Source organism: Cecembia lonarensis LW9, from assembly GCF_000298295.1.
GTDB lineage: Bacteria > Bacteroidota > Bacteroidia > Cytophagales > Cyclobacteriaceae > Cecembia > Cecembia lonarensis.
The window spans coordinates 41,527-58,436 of record NZ_AMGM01000021.1; the positions used below are offsets into that span (position 1 = coordinate 41,527).

21 protein-coding genes are annotated in these 16,910 nt (G+C 44.7%); 16 read left to right on the forward strand and 5 right to left on the reverse strand.

Annotated elements, in window-relative coordinates; all coding sequences use genetic code 11:
* Window positions 1-10: 10 nt before the first annotated feature.
* The 16 genes from B879_RS08610 to B879_RS08685 all read left to right on the forward strand — a co-directional run bounded on the left by B879_RS08610 (window position 11) and on the right by B879_RS08685 (window position 14,524).
* Window positions 11-1,837 carry a PEP-utilizing enzyme gene (locus tag B879_RS08610; RefSeq protein ID WP_009184781.1) on the forward strand — a complete coding sequence of 609 codons (1,827 nt, stop codon included), beginning with the start codon at window positions 11-13 and terminating at the stop codon, window positions 1,835-1,837.
* Window positions 1,837-2,442: an HD domain-containing protein gene (locus tag B879_RS08615; protein ID WP_009184782.1), complete on the forward strand. Its 606-nt coding sequence runs from the start codon at window positions 1,837-1,839 to the stop codon at window positions 2,440-2,442. The genes B879_RS08610 and B879_RS08615 overlap by 1 nt, the downstream gene beginning before the upstream one ends.
* A 3-nt stretch (window positions 2,443-2,445) precedes the next feature.
* On the forward strand, window positions 2,446-3,873 hold the full coding sequence (locus tag B879_RS08620; RefSeq protein ID WP_009184783.1) for an aldehyde dehydrogenase family protein: 1,428 nt from the start codon (window positions 2,446-2,448) through the stop codon (window positions 3,871-3,873).
* Between the two features lies 1 nt (window position 3,874).
* The gene (locus B879_RS08625) at window positions 3,875-4,477 is read left to right on the forward strand and encodes an HD domain-containing protein (RefSeq protein WP_009184784.1); all 603 of its coding nucleotides are present in this window, start codon (window positions 3,875-3,877) and stop codon (window positions 4,475-4,477) included.
* A complete protein-coding gene (locus B879_RS08630) occupies window positions 4,477-5,223 on the forward strand; it encodes an SDR family NAD(P)-dependent oxidoreductase (RefSeq protein ID WP_009184785.1) in 747 nt (248 codons plus the stop codon). The genes B879_RS08625 and B879_RS08630 overlap by 1 nt, the downstream gene beginning before the upstream one ends.
* Before the next feature lie 17 nt (window positions 5,224-5,240).
* Window positions 5,241-6,428, forward strand: coding sequence for a cytochrome P450 (locus B879_RS08635; protein WP_009184786.1), 1,188 nt, complete (start codon window positions 5,241-5,243; stop codon window positions 6,426-6,428).
* A gap of 21 nt (window positions 6,429-6,449) precedes the next feature.
* On the forward strand, window positions 6,450-6,770 hold the full coding sequence (locus B879_RS08640; RefSeq protein WP_009184787.1) for a 2Fe-2S iron-sulfur cluster-binding protein: 321 nt from the start codon (window positions 6,450-6,452) through the stop codon (window positions 6,768-6,770).
* Window positions 6,771-6,843: 73 nt separating this feature from the next.
* A complete protein-coding gene (locus B879_RS08645; RefSeq protein WP_040400391.1) occupies window positions 6,844-8,058 on the forward strand; it encodes an NAD(P)/FAD-dependent oxidoreductase in 1,215 nt (404 codons plus the stop codon).
* A gap of 1 nt (window position 8,059) precedes the next feature.
* Complete coding sequence (gene pcaD, locus B879_RS08650; protein WP_009184789.1) at window positions 8,060-8,845, forward strand: 3-oxoadipate enol-lactonase; 786 nt, start codon at window positions 8,060-8,062, stop codon at window positions 8,843-8,845.
* The gene (gene pcaC / locus B879_RS08655; RefSeq protein WP_009184790.1) at window positions 8,842-9,213 is read left to right on the forward strand and encodes a 4-carboxymuconolactone decarboxylase; all 372 of its coding nucleotides are present in this window, start codon (window positions 8,842-8,844) and stop codon (window positions 9,211-9,213) included. The genes pcaD and pcaC overlap by 4 nt, the downstream gene beginning before the upstream one ends.
* A 10-nt stretch (window positions 9,214-9,223) precedes the next feature.
* On the forward strand, window positions 9,224-9,928 hold the full coding sequence (pcaH, locus tag B879_RS08660; protein WP_009184791.1) for a protocatechuate 3,4-dioxygenase subunit beta: 705 nt from the start codon (window positions 9,224-9,226) through the stop codon (window positions 9,926-9,928).
* Window positions 9,921-10,502: a protocatechuate 3,4-dioxygenase subunit alpha gene (gene pcaG, locus B879_RS08665; RefSeq protein ID WP_009184792.1), complete on the forward strand. Its 582-nt coding sequence runs from the start codon at window positions 9,921-9,923 to the stop codon at window positions 10,500-10,502. Before pcaH ends, pcaG begins: the two co-directional genes overlap by 8 nt.
* Window position 10,503: 1 nt before the next feature.
* Complete coding sequence (locus B879_RS08670) at window positions 10,504-11,325, forward strand: CoA transferase subunit A (protein WP_009184793.1); 822 nt, start codon at window positions 10,504-10,506, stop codon at window positions 11,323-11,325.
* On the forward strand, window positions 11,315-12,079 hold the full coding sequence (locus B879_RS08675; RefSeq protein ID WP_009184794.1) for a CoA-transferase subunit beta: 765 nt from the start codon (window positions 11,315-11,317) through the stop codon (window positions 12,077-12,079). Before B879_RS08670 ends, B879_RS08675 begins: the two co-directional genes overlap by 11 nt.
* A 6-nt stretch (window positions 12,080-12,085) precedes the next feature.
* Window positions 12,086-13,288 (forward strand): 3-oxoadipyl-CoA thiolase, encoded by a 1,203-nt coding sequence (pcaF, locus tag B879_RS08680; RefSeq protein ID WP_009184795.1) that lies wholly within the window; start codon window positions 12,086-12,088, stop codon window positions 13,286-13,288.
* Window positions 13,289-13,381: 93 nt separating this feature from the next.
* Window positions 13,382-14,524, forward strand: a complete 1,143-nt coding sequence (locus B879_RS08685) for a lyase family protein (RefSeq protein ID WP_009184796.1) — start codon at window positions 13,382-13,384, stop codon at window positions 14,522-14,524.
* Window positions 14,525-14,532: 8 nt separating this feature from the next.
* Here the strand turns inward: B879_RS08685 and B879_RS08690 are convergent, their stop codons facing one another.
* From B879_RS08690 to B879_RS08705, 5 genes are all read right to left on the reverse strand, one after another.
* Window positions 14,533-15,237, reverse strand: a complete 705-nt coding sequence (locus B879_RS08690) for a hypothetical protein (RefSeq protein ID WP_009184797.1) — start codon at window positions 15,235-15,237, stop codon at window positions 14,533-14,535.
* Window positions 15,224-15,913 carry a hypothetical protein gene (locus tag B879_RS08695; RefSeq protein ID WP_009184798.1) on the reverse strand — a complete coding sequence of 230 codons (690 nt, stop codon included), beginning with the start codon at window positions 15,911-15,913 and terminating at the stop codon, window positions 15,224-15,226. Before B879_RS08695 ends, B879_RS08690 begins: the two co-directional genes overlap by 14 nt.
* Window positions 15,910-16,032 carry a hypothetical protein gene (locus B879_RS23425; protein ID WP_262481908.1) on the reverse strand — a complete coding sequence of 41 codons (123 nt, stop codon included), beginning with the start codon at window positions 16,030-16,032 and terminating at the stop codon, window positions 15,910-15,912. Before B879_RS23425 ends, B879_RS08695 begins: the two co-directional genes overlap by 4 nt.
* A gap of 114 nt (window positions 16,033-16,146) precedes the next feature.
* On the reverse strand, window positions 16,147-16,377 hold the full coding sequence (locus B879_RS08700; RefSeq protein WP_009184799.1) for a DUF433 domain-containing protein: 231 nt from the start codon (window positions 16,375-16,377) through the stop codon (window positions 16,147-16,149).
* A 72-nt stretch (window positions 16,378-16,449) separates the two neighbouring features.
* A complete protein-coding gene (locus tag B879_RS08705) occupies window positions 16,450-16,794 on the reverse strand; it encodes a PadR family transcriptional regulator (RefSeq protein WP_009184800.1) in 345 nt (114 codons plus the stop codon).
* Between the last annotated feature and the right edge of the window lie 116 nt (window positions 16,795-16,910).

Genomic DNA, 16,910 nt, shown 5'->3' on the forward strand with positions numbered 1-16,910 from the left:
AAACACCATTATGACCGACAAAAAGAAAAAATTTATCAGTCCTTACGCGCACAGTGCTCCTAAAGGATCTGAAGGATGGAAAGAATTGTATCCGTATTTCTTGGTATTTCAAGAGCAGTTAAAAGAACAGGAGGAAGACAAATTCTTTTTTTGCGACTCCCAACACTGGCCAAATGTGTTCAAGCCTTTCGATGCCATGACAGTGGAGTTTGCTGTCAAATGTCTTTCCCAATATAATTCCAGGCATTATGTGATTCCTCCAGCCAATGGGGTTGATTTTAAAATCCACAATGGCTACTGCTACATGAGCCCGGTAGCTGTCAGCCCTGAATTTATTGAAGGAAGGGTCCCTGAATTCATGGAAAGAGCCGGCTATTATTTCCAAAATTGGAATGAGCTGTTGGAAAACTGGCATAAAAAAGTAAAACGCGTCATTGACGATATGGAAAGCATTCATTTTGAACCGCTTCCTGATCGGGTGGATATACAGGCAATCAAAGGTGGAGTAGGGCTCGATCCTACCTTTCAGATGATCAACGATTACAATAAGCTGATTTCCCTTTGCTACGAAACCTGGCAATACCATTTTGAATTTTTGAACTTGGGTTATGCGGCCTACTTGGATTTCTTTGGATTCTGCAAGGAAGTGTTCCCTGGAATCCCTGATTTGTCGGTTGCTAAAATGGTTCAAGGTATTGATGTTGACCTTTTCAGACCAGATGATGAATTGAAGAAATTGGCTAAGCTGGCGGTATCGTTAAATCTAGCCAAATGCTTTGAAAAGAAAGATGTCAATGAGGCACTTCACTGCATTGCTTTGGAAGAAAATGGCGGTCAGTGGTTACAGGCTTGGGAAAAAGCAAAGCATCCTTGGTTTAACTATACCTCAGGCAATGGCTTCTATTCCTCTGATAAGTATTGGATTGAGCATTTGGATATTCCTTATGGCTATTTGAAAAACTATGTAAAGAAACTGCTGAAAGGTGAAGTAATTGATAGACCTACCGAAGCCTTGGAAGCAGAACGTGATAGAATCACTATGGAATATGCTGAGTCCTTGGATGATGAAGCAAGAGCAATTTTCGAAGGAAAATTAGGGCTTGCCAGAGTGGTATTCCCCTACGTAGAGAACCATAATTTCTATATAGAGCATTGGGCGATGGGGGTATTCTGGAGAAAAACCCGCGAACTCAGCCGCATGCTCAAAGAACAAGGTTTCTGGCAACAGGAATCCGACATGTACTACTTCCGTAGAGAGGAAATCCTTCAGGTATTATTTGATTATGGCAATAGCTGGGCGGTAGGTGTTCCTTCCGTTGGTCCGGCAGTCTTGCAGGATGAAATTAACCGCAGAAAGAAAATTGTAGATGCTTTGGCCACGGCACCACCGCAGCCAGCCTTCAATAATCCTCCAAAAGTGGTGACTGAACCATTCACCATCATGTTATGGGGAATCACCACTGAAGCAGTGGAATCTTGGCTGGGAGGAGATGAAAAATCCAGTCATATGAAAGGCATGGCCGCCTCCCCAGGATTGGTGGAAGGATATGCCCGCATCATCAACGATGCCTCCGACCTAGACCAATTAAAGCAAGGAGAAATCCTCGTGACGCGGGTTACAGCACCAAGTTGGGCCCCTGTATTCAATAAAATTGTGGCTACCGTCACAGATATTGGAGGAATGATGTCCCATGCAGCGATTGTGTGTAGAGAGTACGGTCTGCCTGCGGTGACAGGAACCGGTTCGGCTTCTACCCAAATCAAAACAGGGATGAAAATCCGGGTAGATGGAGGGAAAGGTACCGTAGAGATATTAGAGGAATTAGTAGAAGCGTGATGATGCATCCTTTGCATAAACCTGCATACGAAGCCTTATTCAAAGCAGCAGAGAAATATATGCGCGTCCGTAAAAACGACGTGCATATCCCCCTCTCGTACCGATTTGCCTTGGAGTTGATGGAACACTATCCAGGAGTGAATCAGGCAGTCGTAGCTGCGGGAATCATCCTGCATGATATTGGTTGGTATGCAATCGATGAAGAGGAAATCTTTGAAAAAGGTTTCAGCGGACCTGATATCCTGACTTCGGATGTGCGCTACCTGCACGAATCTGAAGGAGTGAAATATGCCAAACCTTTATTGGCAAGTTTGGGCTACGATGAGGAATTCATCGAAAAGGTCTGCACCATCATCGATGGGCATGACACTCGCAAATTTGCCAAATCCAAAGAGGATGAAATTGTCCGGGATGCTGACAAGTTATGGAGGTTTGCCGTCACTGGGGTAAGTGTAGCCTGTGATTGGTTTAAAATGACTCCCGCGCAATATGCCCAACGATTGGAAGATACCAATATTGAGCAGCTGCATCTGCCGGAATCTGTAGCAATTGCCAAAAGAGAATTATCTGCCACAAGAGCCTTGCTGCTCGCACATGTATTGTAAGACATGAAAAATTATATCAACGGGGAATGGACAGCCTTCAGTCAAGAGGAAATGCATGTGCTGAATCCAGTGGATGGAAGTCTCCTGAATAGCGTGTGCCGCTCTGGATTGGAGGATGTGGAGGCTGCGGTGAATGCAGCTGCCATAGCCTTTGAAACTTGGAAGAAAACACCCATACAAGAGCGAGTGCAACTTCAGAAGAAATTGGCCGCCTCCATGCGTAAGCAAAGTGCTTCCATCGGACGCCAACTTTCTTTGGAACTGGGCAGACCATTGACTGCTTGCATTCATGAAATCAACCGAAGTGCAGAACTCCTCGAATATTATGCAGAAGAGGCTTTGCGCATGAAAGGCTATTTTCCTTTGACAAATGTTGAAGGAGAAAAAGTCCTAGTAACAAGAGAACCCTTGGGAGTGGTTGTTTCTATTACTCCGTTCAATTACCCCATTACATTATTGACCTTCAAAATGGGTGCTGCATTGGTTATGGGTTGTACCATGGTCAGCAAGCCTTCAGAAGATACACCTTTGAGTACCTTGGCTTTGGCAGCCTGTTTTGAGGAGGCTGGATATCCAGCAGGTGTTTTCAATGTCATTACTGGATATGGAAAGGAGATTGGTGATGCCTTGGTTTCCCATCCCAAAGTTACCAAAATAGCCTTCACTGGAGGGACTTCCACAGGTGCACACATTGCAGGGGTAGCTGCCCGAACACATAAAAGAATAACCTTGGAATTGGGAGGGCAATCACCGGCCATCCTGTGTGAAGATGCAGATTTGGACATGGCTGTTCCGGCAATTGTCAAGCATGGCTTTGCCAACACGGGACAGTTTTGTTACCGGGTCAATCGCGTCTATGTACACGAAAGCCTGTATGAGCAATTCTGCCAAAAAATGAAGGAAGCAACCGAAAAACTGACTTTGGGAGCTGGAATCGAAGATAATTGCGATTTAGGTCCAATGGTCAATGAGAAAATTTTCGCCAATGCTTTCCAACAGATTGAAGATGCCCAAAGCAAGGGCGCTCGCATCCTGACAGGTGGCAAACGAAGAACAGGAGGAATCTATGAAAAGGGCTTTTTCTTAGAGCCTACCCTGATAGCAGAGGCGAGTCCGGAAATGAAAATCATGCGGGAAGAAACCTTCGGACCTGTGATCGGAATAGCCAGCTTCACAAATGAAGCAGCAGCCATCCAAGAAGCCAATGCCTCGCCATATGGATTAGCAGCGTACGTCTTCAGCCATAATATCGGCAGAGGCCTTCGGATTGCGGAGCAGTTGCAGGCGGGTTCGGTTTGGGTCAACAATATCCAACGTTCCTATCATTCGGTGCCTTTTGGAGGCATGAAGCAGAGTGGGATTGGACGGGAAAAAGGTATCCATGGTTTGGAGGCCTACACCGAATTGAAAACCATTTACCTGAACTACTGATATGGAAATCCTTCAAGAAAATCATATCGCCATTTGGGAGGAAGCCAAGGAGTTTCTGACAATCCGAGACAACGATGTACATACCCTCCATTCCTATCAGTTGGTGAAGTTACTCCTTGATTGGAATGTAGATGCTGATAAAGAAGTATGCCTGTTAGCAATGATGCTGCACGATACCGGATGGAGCAAAATTCCGGAAGACAAAATATTAAAAGCCTTTGGCCCCAATAATCAATATCCGGAACTGACCCGTGCGCATGAAGTATATGGGATGGAAATAGCCTCAGGACTCTTGGAAAAACATGGTTATTCCAAGGAGTTCATTGTCCAAGTGACAGCCATTATTGATGGGCATGACACCACCGCGGAAGCCAGGTCTTTGGAAGATTCCATTGTAAAGGATGCCGATAAATTGTGGAGGTATACCCCTCACGGTGTTGCCACCATCGGGAAGTGGTTTGAAATTGGAAGGGCGGAGGTTTTAGACATTTTGGATGGACACGTACTGCCCAAGCTGTTGACTCCTTATGGAAAATGGCTGGCCAAGTCTTTCTTGGAAGTAGCCTACACAGAACTGAATGCAGGTACATTAATCAAGCAGTAATGGATTTAAATTTTAAAGGAAAAACGGTCATCATCACAGGAGCTGCCATTGGACTGGGTAAAGCTTTTGCGGAAGCCTTTGTTCAAAAAGGAGCTCAGGTGGCCATTTGCGATATCAATTTACAGGCAGCGCAAGAAACTGCTCTGGAACTGGGAGCCTCCGCCTTGGCCTATGCCATGGATGTAAGCAATGCGGCTCAAGTAGAAGAAGTGATCGCGGCTATTCACAAAAGCTTCGGTTCCATCGATATTTTGGTCAATAATGCTGCTATGTATGGAAATTTGAGTCGTACACCTTTCTACGAAATTTCAGAAAAGGAATGGGACAAGGTCATGCAGGTCAATATCAAAGGTCCTTGGTTGCTGGCAAAAGCTTGTTTTCCCTACATGAAAGATAATGGCGGTAAAATAGTCAATATCAGTTCTGCTACGTTTATGTCAGGTTCACCTAATTGGTCCCATTATGTGAGTTCAAAAGGAGCAGTTATCGGGCTTACCCGAACGCTTGCCAAAGAATGCGGACCATTCAAGATCAATGTCAATGCAGTAGCCCCTGGATTTACCTTGACGGAAGCCAGTCTTTCCATCATGGAAAATGCCGCTACCTATGGAGTAGACAGGGGTAGTATCAAAAGAAGTTCAAGCTCCGAAGATATCGTGGGGACAGTTTTGTACCTCAGCAGTGCCTTATCCGATTATGTGACCGGGCAGACTATCGTCGTCGACGGAGGAAAACAATTCATTTAACAATAATTCATAGCCACATGGAAACCATCACTGAACAGAAATTCCAGTTTAATCCCTATAGTCCAATCATGGACTCCGACCCTTTTCCATTCTACAAAACATTACGGGACCAATACCCTTGTTTTTGGTCAGATGATGTGAATATGTGGATTTTGTCCCGCTACGATGATATCAAGCGTGCCGGAGTAGAGTGGGAAACATTCTCTTCCAGTCAAGGAAATCTGGTAGATGAGCTTCCGGGCAGGTCTGGTTCAACCCTAGGCACTACTGACCCTCCCCGTCATGACCGCTTGCGGAAGCTTATCCAATCAGCCTTTGCCAAAAATAATTTAATGCACCTGATGGACCCTACCAAGGAGTTGGTCACAGAGGTTTTGGACCGGGTGTTGGAAATGGGCTCATTTGATTTTGTGCAGGATTTTTCCAGTCAGATAACGGTAGGAACCCTATTTGCTATGATGGGTTTACCGGATGAGGACCATCATGAGGTTCGAAGGAATGTGATTTTATCCATTCAATCAGACCAAGAAACCAGGCAGAAAGGCCCTGAACATATCGCTGGTTTTAAGTTTTTGACCAACTATGTAGAAGACATTGTGCGTCAGCGGAGAGCAGGCCCGAAGGATGATTTGATTTCCCGCTTGATTTTGGCGGAAATTGATGGGGATAAATTGGAAGAAGCGGAAATTATTATGACTTCTGCAACGATCATTTTAGCAGGAGTAGAATCGCTTTCCAGTTTCTTATCCATGATGGCTTACAACATGGCCACCTTCCCCGATGCCCGTAGGAGAATAGCTGCCGATGTCAGTTTGATGCCAAAGGCAATCGAGGAAACCCTTCGCTTCAATACCTCTGCACAGCGTTTCAAGCGGGTTTTGACCAAAGATCTGGAGATGCATGGTCAGCAAATGAAAAAAGGGGATTTCGTCATGCTTTGTTACGGTTCAGCTAATAGAGATGAGCGCTTTTTCAGAAATCCTGACGTGTATGATTTGGAAAGAAATACGAGAGGGCATTTGGGATTCGGAGGCGGTGTTCATTTGTGCCTGGGCAATATGTTTGCACGGATGATTACCACGATTGCTATGGGTGAGTTTTTCACCAAAATACCTGAATACTATATCAGCGTGGAAGAGTTGAATTGGAATCCATCTACCACCTTCCGCTCACCGGTCAAATTACCTTTGACCATTGGAAAATAAACACATTTAAATTTTATCAATATGCCACAGATTACCTACATCGATTCAGACGGAAACAAGCACCAAGTAGAACTGCCTTTGGGCGCTACGATTATGGAAGGTGCGGTTCAAAACGACATTAAAGGAATTATCGCCGAGTGCGGAGGTTCTTGCATGTGCGCCACTTGTCATTGCTACATAGCTGAGGATTACCTTGACAAACTCCCCGAAATGGAAGAGGAAGAAGATGAAATGTTGGAGGGGGCGGTAGCTCCAAGAACTGAAAGAAGCCGTTTGGGCTGTCAGGTTCGCATCAGCAATGCCTTAGACGGTTTGGTCGTAGAAATTCCACAAGAACAATAAGCACTTGAGTGGAGGTAGTAAGTAAATGCTACTGCCTCCGCTATTCCCCAACATACCACCCAACTCCATTCCCATGAAGAAAAATGTCATCATCATCGGTGCCGGCCATGCAGGCATACAGGCTGCTGCTTCCCTTCGCGAAGAGGGTTTTGAAGGGTCTATCTGTATTTTTTCAGAGGATGCGGATTTTCCCTATCAAAAGCCACCCCTATCCAAAGGCTATCTGGATGGTTCCCAGCAAAAGAACAGCATTATGTTTCGCTCTGAAACTTGGTATGAAAACAATCAGGTGGAGTTGAAATTGGGAGAGCTTGTGGAAAAAGTAGATGTTCCACAAAAGACAGTGCATGCAACTTCTGGGGAATATGCATTTGATTTCTTGGTTTTTGCTACGGGTGCATACAACAGAGAATTGCCAATTCCTATCAAGGGAACGGACCAACCGCTCTACCTGCGGACCATGAAAGATGCTGATTACCTGAAACAAGCACTTGACCAAGAAGATGTACAGGATATTTTGGTGATTGGAGGAGGTTTTATCGGTTTGGAAATCGCTGCCTATGCGGCCAAATCCGGAAAAAAAGTAACCGTAGTGGAATACCAGCCTCGCCTGATGCAGCGGGTACTTCCGCCCATGTTAAGTGAGCATTTTGCAGCCAAACACCAGGCCTATGGAGTGGATCTTCGGATGGGGGTTGGGGTGCAAGACCTGACTCAGGATTCCAAATGGCTGGCTTCTTTGAGCACGGGAGAAACAGTTACCGCAGACCAAGTTATTGTAGGAATCGGAGTTTTGCCTTCACAGGTACTTGCACAAGAAGCGGGTATTCGATGCAGCAATGGCATAGAGGTCAATGAATACTGTGAAACGTCTGCGGCTGGAATTTACGCCATCGGAGATTGTGCTTTGCATCCCAATCCTTTTGCCAAGGGACAGATGGTTCGCTTGGAGTCTGTACAAAATGCTGTAGACCAGGCAAAAGCAATTGCATCTACCATTTGTGGGAAACCGACAAGCTACCATCAGGTGCCTTGGTTTTGGACCCACCAATACAACCTCAAATTACAGATGGCCGGTCTATCCGAAGGCTATGACCAGCTCCTCGTTCGCGGAGATGTAGAAGGGGATAAGTTTTCTGTTTTCTACTTCAAGAATAACCAATTGATAGCAGTAGATTCTATCAACAAACCTGCAGATCATTTGCAGGCCAGAAAATGGATTCAGGCTTCTTACACCCCCGACCTTGAAAAACTGGCGGACGATTCTATCAAATTAAATGAGTGTTGATATGCAGGCGATTCAGTTAGGGGACACCACTATTCATTACGCTTTCAATAAAGGAGATAAAGACCTGACCTTGGTGTTTATCAATTCCTTGGGTACGGACCTCCGTATTTGGGATGCCGTGATTGATGGCTTAGGTACCGAATTTGGCACACTTAGATTTGACAAAAGAGGCCATGGGCTTAGCAGTTTGGGAGCTGTTGAAAAAGGCAGTATCTCTAGCTATGCTGATGATGTGATGGGCCTGTGTGAAGCCTTGGGTTTGCACAAAATTGTCCTAGTTGGATTGTCCATTGGTGGTTTGATCAGTTTGGATATCTACCAACGTTACCCCGAAAAAATTGCAGGAATTGTCTTTATGGACACCGCTCCAAAAATTGGAACTGCAGAAGCTTGGAACAATCGTATTGAAACCATTTCAAGCAAGGGAATGCAAGTCGTAGCCCCTTCAATTTTGGCCAATTGGTTTTCACCGAGTTTTCAACAGGATCACCCTGCAGCATTTGCTTTGTTCCAAGCCATGTTGGAACGGGCGGATGTTTTGGGGTACATGATTGCCTGTGAAGCTATTCGGGATGCAGATTACACCAAAACAGCTCAAGATATAGCCATTCCGGTAATCTGTATGGTAGGCGAAGAGGATAAGTCCACTCCTGTTGCATTGGTTCAAGGCTTTGCCCAATTAATGAACTGCTCCTTGATTACAATTCCCAATGCAGGGCATTTGCCTTGCGTGGATAGCCCCGAGCGTACTACAGCAATTTTACATGATTTTATTTCAGCATTATGAATCCAACAGATAAGTACCAAAAGGGCATGCAAACCCGCAAATCAGTATTGGGAGAGGCCCATGTTGCCAAAGCAGAGGCTGCAAAGACTTCCTTTGATGAAGGTTTCCAGCAGTTTATCACAGAATCCGCTTGGGGTACTGTCTGGTCTTCTGAGCAATTGACTAAGCGGGAACGCAGCATGATAACCATAGCCCTATTGGCAGGTCTTGGACATGAGGAGGAATTGATTCTGCATTTCAAAGCAACCCAGCAAACGGGCGCAAGTCTGGAAGATATCCGGGAAGTATTGATGCATGTGGCCATTTATGCGGGTGTGCCAGCTGCCAATACTGCCTTTAGAATAGCCAAACAAGTCTTTAACCTTTAACAGCACGCATATGGATACTACTCAAAACCAACGTGATTGGACTAGCCACCCGCCCCTGATAGCTCCGGGCTATAAATCCACCATTTTCAGAGGACCTTCTCAAAACCTGATTACCGTACCCGAATTGATGAAACCGAGTTCCGGACCCATCTTCGGTTTGGAGTCTGTAGCGCCCCTCGATCATGACTTGACCAAGAATGGCATCAAAAACGGTGAACCGCTTGGGGAACGGATTGTCGTCAGTGGAAGGGTGTTGAATCAACATGGACAGCCACTCAAAAATACACTTATTGAAGTGTGGCAGGCCAACGCAGCGGGAAGGTATGTGCATAAGCGCGACCAACATCATGCCCCATTGGATCCCAATTTCTTTGGTGCGGGTAGATGTGTGACGAATGAAGAAGGCATTTTTAAGTTTTACACCATCAAGCCAGGTGCCTACCCTTGGGGAAATCATCCCAATGCCTGGAGACCTAACCACATTCATTTCAGTGTATTCGGACCCAATATCGGTACGCGCTTAGTAACCCAGATGTATTTTCCGGGAGACCCCTTGTTGGATTACGACCCCATTTACTTGGCTGTTCCCGAAAAAGCACGTGAGCGCTTGATTTCAACTTTTGACCTAAGCTTGACCGAAGAAGGTTTTGCCTTGGGTTACCAATTTGACATTGTATTAAGAGGCCATCATTCAACCCCTTTTGAAAATGAATAAGCTAGGACAAACCCCATCACAGACAGTAGGGCCCTATTTTGCCTATGGTCTGACACCGGAGCAATACAAATTTGACCATAAAAGTTTGGCTACTCCCGTGTTATTGGATGCCAACAAGAATACACAGGATTTAATTATTCTCCGGGGTAAAGTCTACGACTTACATGGGGAGGCCGTGGATGATGCGATGATTGAAATCTGGCAAGTGGACCAAAAAGGTGAATTCCAAACAAAACCACACCAAGGCTTTTTCTCCATTGGAAGGATGGGGACTGGTACCCTAGAGGGAAATTGGTTTGAATTTACCACCTGCATTCCGGCAGCGGAAAAGTCTGGTCAGGCACCTGCTATTCACATGATTGTCTTTATGCGAGGGCTGTTGAGTCATGTGTATACCCGTGTCTATTTCGAGGATTTCAAGGAACTCAATCAGGAAGACCCTTATTTGAAGTTGGTGGCAGAAGAAAGAAGAAACACTTTGATTGCCAAAAAGGTACAGGAAAGCCCTGTTGCGATATATGAGTTCAATCTGCATATGCAGGGAGAAAAAGAAACGGTGTTTTTTGATTATTGATATGCAAGCAAAGATACAAACATTGCAAGAGGCCATTGCCACCCATCTGTTTGATGGGGCAACGGTAGCTATGGAGGGATTTACACATCTGATTCCCTTTGCCGCAGGCCATGAGATTATCCGTCAGGGGTTCAAAAACCTGGAATTGGTTCGGATGACTCCGGATATGATTTATGACCAATTAATTGGGGCAGGATGTGTTCGGAAATTAAGATTCTCCTGGGGAGGGAATCCAGGAGTGGGTTCGCTCTACCGTTTGCGAGAGGCCATTGAAAAAGGCTATCCACAACCCTTGGAAGTCGATGAACATTCCCATGCCGCCATGGCTGCCGCCTATGCGGCAGGGGCATCTGGTATGCCTTGTGCGATTTTTAAAGGTTATTATGGGGCAGATTTGGAGAAAGTCAATCCTTCCATCAAGACACTTGCCTGTCCATTTACTGGAGAACGATTGGTAGCAGTACCGGCCATTCGACCTGATGTTACCATCATCCATGCCCAAAAAGCCTCCAAAAAAGGGGACGTTTCCTTGGAAGGAATTGTGGGTGTGCAAAAGGAGGCCGTCCTTGCTGCCAAAGCTGCCATCGTCACTGTGGAGGAAATCGTGGATGAGTTACAGCCTTCAAGCCCGAATGCCGTGATTTTACCTTCCTGGACAGTCAGCGCCGTAGTACATGTACCCGGTGGTGCCAAACCCAGTTATGCCCATGGATATTATAGCCGAGATAACAAAGCGTATATGGATTGGGAAGCCATTTCCAAGGACCGAGAAAAATTTAATCAGTGGCTACAGGAGTTAAAATCAACAGACTATGCAGTATAATTCAACAGAATTGATGACCGTGGTGGCATCCCGGATTTTAAAGAATTCCGATGTATGCTTTGTTGGAATTGGGCTTCCTTCAGCGGCCTGTAATTTGGCGAGGCTTACCCACGCACCAGATATCACCTTGATTTACGAATCCGGTACTATTCAAACCAAACCCGATGTATTGCCGCTTTCCATCGGCGATGGGGAACTGTGTGAGACTGCCCTGACCACCGTATCTGTTCCAGAGATGTTTAGCTATTGGTTGCAGGGAGGAAGAATTACCGTAGGATTCCTAGGAGGAGCCCAAATTGACAAGTTTGGTAATATCAATACCACCGTTGTAGGGGATTATTACAAACCCAAGGTTCGCCTTCCCGGTGGAGGGGGAGCTCCGGAAATTGCTGCATTTTGTCATACGATTTATGTGATTATGAAGCAATCTCCCCGCGCTTTTGTGGACAAAGTGGATTTCATCACCTCCTTTGGTCATGGAGATGGTCCTGATCAGCGAAAGGCGATGGGACTCAACACGTCTGGTCCTTCCAAGATTATTACTGATTTGTGCATTATGGAGACAGAAGAGGCGACGGGTGAATTTATTGTGACATCCATACACCCGGGTGTAGCTAGGGAAACTATCCAAGAAAATACGGGATGGAAGATTCGATTCGCGGAAGAAGTAGCCATTACTGATGCGCCGGAATTGGAAGAGTTGGAGGCATTGAGATTATTGAACGAAAAAACTAAAATGGCCCATCAGGGCTAATATACCATGCAGGAAGTTTTTATTTGCGCGTTTAAGCGAAGTCCCATTGGACGCTATGGAGGGAGTTTGTCTGGGGTAAGACCAGATGATTTGGCGGCAGCTGTTATCAAAGGTACGCTAGCTACCCTTCCCCATATGGATACAGAAGCAATTGACGATGTGATTTTCGGCTGTGCCAATCAGGCAGGTGAAGATAATCGCAGTGTGGCCCGCATGGCATCTTTGTTAGCTGGATTGCCGACCTCGATTCCCGGAGGTACAGTCAACAGACTTTGTGGTTCTGGAATGGATGCCATCCTTACAGCCTCCCGCATGATTAAGTCTGGAGATGCTGATTTAATTTTGGCAGGAGGGGTAGAAAGCATGTCACGGGCACCATTTATCATCCCGAAAGCAGATGCGGCTTTTTCCCGAAACATGAGTATTGAAGATAGTACCTTAGGTTATCGCTTTATCAACCCTGTGTTGGATTCCTTGTATGGTTCGGATAGCATGCCGGAGACGGCGGAAAATGTGGCCGAAATGTATCATATCAAGCGGGAAGACCAAGACCGCTTTGCGTTTGCTTCTCAGGAAAAATGTGCCGCTGCCCAGCAATCGGGAAGGTTTGCACAGGAGATTCTCCCCATGGAAGTGAAGGTGGGGAAAAATAAGGTGCTTTTTGACCAAGACGAGCATCCACGGGCAGGAACAAGTTTGGAAAAGTTGGGTATGCTACCTGTGCTTTTTAGGAAAAATGGAACGGTAACCGCTGGCAATGCTTCTGGAATCAATGATGGTGCGGCTTGTCTGGTGTTGGCTTCAGAAAAAGCCATTAAAAGGCATCAATTAGAGCCCATTGCCCGGGTGATAACAGGCGCCGTGGCGGGTGTTCCTCCAAGAATTATGGGTATAGGGCCTGTACCTGCTACACAAAAACTGTGGGCAAGAACAGGGCTTTCGGATAAAGATATTGACTTGTATGAATTCAATGAGGCTTTTGCTGCACAGGCTTTGGCATGTTTGCAGGAATTAGGGATTGCCTTTGATGATCCCCGCGTGAACGTGAACGGCGGAGCTATCGCTCTTGGGCATCCACTAGGTATGTCGGGAGCTCGGATTACGGGTACTTTGGCACTCGAAATGCAGGCCAGAAAGGCCAAAAGAGGCTTGGCCACTATGTGTATTGGCGTGGGGCAGGGTATTAGTATTGCATTGGAATTGGTTTGACTTATTGGGGAGCCGAATGTAGATATCTCTGTGGCAGGATGATTTACAGGTCCCATGGACTATAGCTCCCTTCTTTTTTCTTAACTTGAACGCATGATTGACAGAAAGATTTTCAGCACTTACTGGGGTTACCCTCAGGTGAACTCACATGTTAGCGATGTAAGTTTTCTTCATGCGCTTTTGAGATACGAATCATGTCTAGCTTCCTGTCAATCAAGTTTAGGTATCATTCCAAAGGAGGATGCTCAAGCCATCCATGAGGCTGTCAATCGAGTGAGGGTAGATGAGGGCTTGATTCAACAAGTGGATAGTTCCACTGCGGAGAATGGTATTCCTACCATCGCAGTAGTTGAGGCTATAAAAGAGCAGCTGGACCAAAGCTATCATCCATTTTTACATGTAGGGGTTACTTCTCAAGATTTGATTGATACGGCGCACATGCTTGCACTTCAGCAACTGACCAAAGACTTTCAGCAGGTATTTTCTGGAAATTTTCAATCCTTGGTAAAGTCTTGGTTGGAGCATAGTAATTGGATATGTATGGCACGAACCCGACAGCAACAGGCACTGCCAGTGACTTTTGGATACAAACTCTACCATTGGTTTGCGCCATTAGTGGATAGTTTGAAGATACTCGAACAACTCCGGTTTCCGGTTTCTCTGGGCGGTCCTGTAGGGGACATGCGGGCATTTGGTGCGCAAGGAAAAGAGCTGACAGCAAAGTTGGCAGATTCCTTAGGCTTAGATGATTTTGGGGCTGTTTGGCATCAAAATAGGCAGCCGATTTTGGCCATCATCAATGCCTATGAAATCGTATTATTACAATTGAGAAAAATTCTTCAGGATTGGATTTTTTTGGCTAATTCAGAGATTGGTGAGCTTCGCTTGTTTACAAAGGGAAAGAGTTCGGCCATGGCCCATAAAAACAATCCCGTGCAGCTCGAACAGGCAATGGTATTGGTCAGTATTGCCTTAGATAGCATTCAAAATTATAAAAGCCATGCTTTCTTTGCATCTGAGCGGGATGGGGTGAGTTGGACATTGGAATGGTACTATTTGTCTGCCTTGGATAGTCAGCTTCAATTGGCAGCGCATGGGTTTTTAAAAACGATGAATTTGATGGATTGGCAAAAAGAGGCCATGGAAAAGCATGCCGAAAAATTTGGTGGACAATTTCAAGATACAGCCATCATGAGTTTGCTTGTCAATGAGTTGGAGCAGAGGTTGGGCCAGTGATGTTTTTTTTAAGAAACAGTCCCTTCATTTCCATAAACTTGAATCAGAGCCTCCGTATCCGCAATACTCCTGTCCAAAACCCTTGGCAAAATAAATATGCTGATAAAAAGAAAGGCTATCGCTGTCAAAATTGCCCCAATAAAAATCTTAGCAAATAAGCCCTCTTGTACCCCTCCCTGTCGGTAAACAAAATTATGTCCATAGAGACACATGATCACCCCAAAATTGGTCATTTGGAAAACGGAGTTGGAAGCCATAAAGGAAGCATACTTTTTATACTTTTTGTAAGTATGCCAATAGCGGATAACTATCCAAATAAACGAAAAGAATAAGAATCCAATCATCATCAGGATCCATGATTTGGAATCCCCTAATAACGTGGAGGACTGGAAAAAGATGACAAGCAACCCCAATGGAAAGATAATCCTGTAGCTGGTAAAGAGTTGCTTGAGTTCATTCCAATAGTAGCCCCAAAGCCTTTTTTCAATCATCTTTTTGTAGGACTCTTCCAGCGTCGAAAACCCAAAAACTCCAAAGGAAGCATGCACTTTTTGAAAAGCATCAGGTAAACTCAATTTTGGGTTTTCCTCCATCAATACTTCCACTTTACAAGCCACATGGTCTAGGATTTCATACTGTACATCAATCTCAGGATAACCCTTGTAGGAAATCAGTTTTTTGAGTTGCTCGATTTGTGCCTTATTTAACTTCATACAGGAAGGGTTTAAGTTGGGAATGGTAAACCTGATGCATAGCTCTTGCTGATAGCAGCATGAAAAATAATATGCCGATGGAAATCGCAGGATGGTAATAGGCAAAACTGAAAAAACCTTCTAGACCCAAGTATTTCTTGCCTGTAGTTAAAATAGTTTGGTAGAAAATTAAATTAACCAAAAATAAAGACCAATTGGCATCCAGTTTTGCGCTAGTATAGCCTTTATTGGAGATTTTTAATTTTTCGCCAAGTGTATCTCCCTGGTGAAATATCCAGGCATGAAAAGATACAGGGTAAACAAACCAAAGGCCTAATATAAGCCCTGTCATGATGGCTTCATTTTGATAAAAATTGATCCCCAAAAGAAAAGCAATGGCAAGAAATAAGAGGTTTATTTTTAGGTCCTGGCCTTTGAAAGAAACCAGAAAATTGAAATAACATTTCAAAAACTGCCAGATTGTTAAAGAGTGAAACTTCACTCTCATTTTATAAATTTTCCACCATCCCCAATTTGATTTTTCCTTTTCCCAAAAAGCCTCAACATCCTCCAAGCCTGAAGCTTCATACTTACAAAGCACATGGTCAAAAATTTCAAAGTATAGCTCTTCCCAGCGAAAGGGCCTGTCAACCAGCTTTTCTTCTAAATACCGAATGTCTTTTTCTGAGAGTTTCATGCCAAAGCCGTTTTTGATTTGATTTTCCAGACTTCCATCAGAATTTCAGCTGAAGAAATCTCTTTCCGCATGATTGCCTTGCGGATTTCTTGGAGTTCTACATCTGTTAGTTGGCGCATCGTCTGAATCTAACCTTTGAGGTCTCTGAGACCTCGAAGGTTTTACATTTTCTTGTTTATTAAAGAATAGGCTATGTTTACTGTCTAATCATACTTTATTCAAAACAAACCTTATTATGCACTGATTTGGAAGCCTTTCGTATTTGCCATCTGTGCTGCATAAGCCAAGCAGGCCAATATATCCTCTTTTTCAAGGTCCTTAAATTCCTCTAATAAATCTTCAACAGTATCACCTCCTGCCAAATACTCAAGGATATACGCAACGCCATATCGGGTATTTCTGATAGTTGGTTTGCCATGGGCGATATCAGGATTGATCGTAATTCTTTTTAGTAAATCTTCCATATATTTTTAAATAGTTAAGTCTATTCTGTTCCCCCAAAACCTTCGAGGTTTTTAAAACCTCAAAGGTTTATCCTAAGCCAAACCTGGTTTCCAATCAGGATCCAGGATGCGTTGGAGATTGCCAACAAAGCTCTGCAACTCGGACATTTTGGCGCTGACTTCCTTTTGCCCGTTTTTGGTCAAACTGTAGTATTTTCTCACCCGGTTGTCTACTTGTTGGATTTCGGTAGTCAGCAGCCCCTCGGCCTCCAACTTGTGCAGGGCAGGGTAGAGGGCACCTTCGGTAATTTTGATTTCACCTTCGGTCAGTTCTTTTACCCTCTGGGTTATCTCATAGCCGTACATTTTATCATTCTCTTCCAGTAATTTGAGAATGATGGTCTGTAGACTTCCTTTGATTAGATTGTTATTCGACATGGTGTTTAAGTACATTGGATGGCTAAATATATAAAAAAATTATATACATAAGAAACTTGGGTATATTTTTAAGAGACTAGACACAAGAAACAAGAGGTTAGACTTTGGGTACCTAT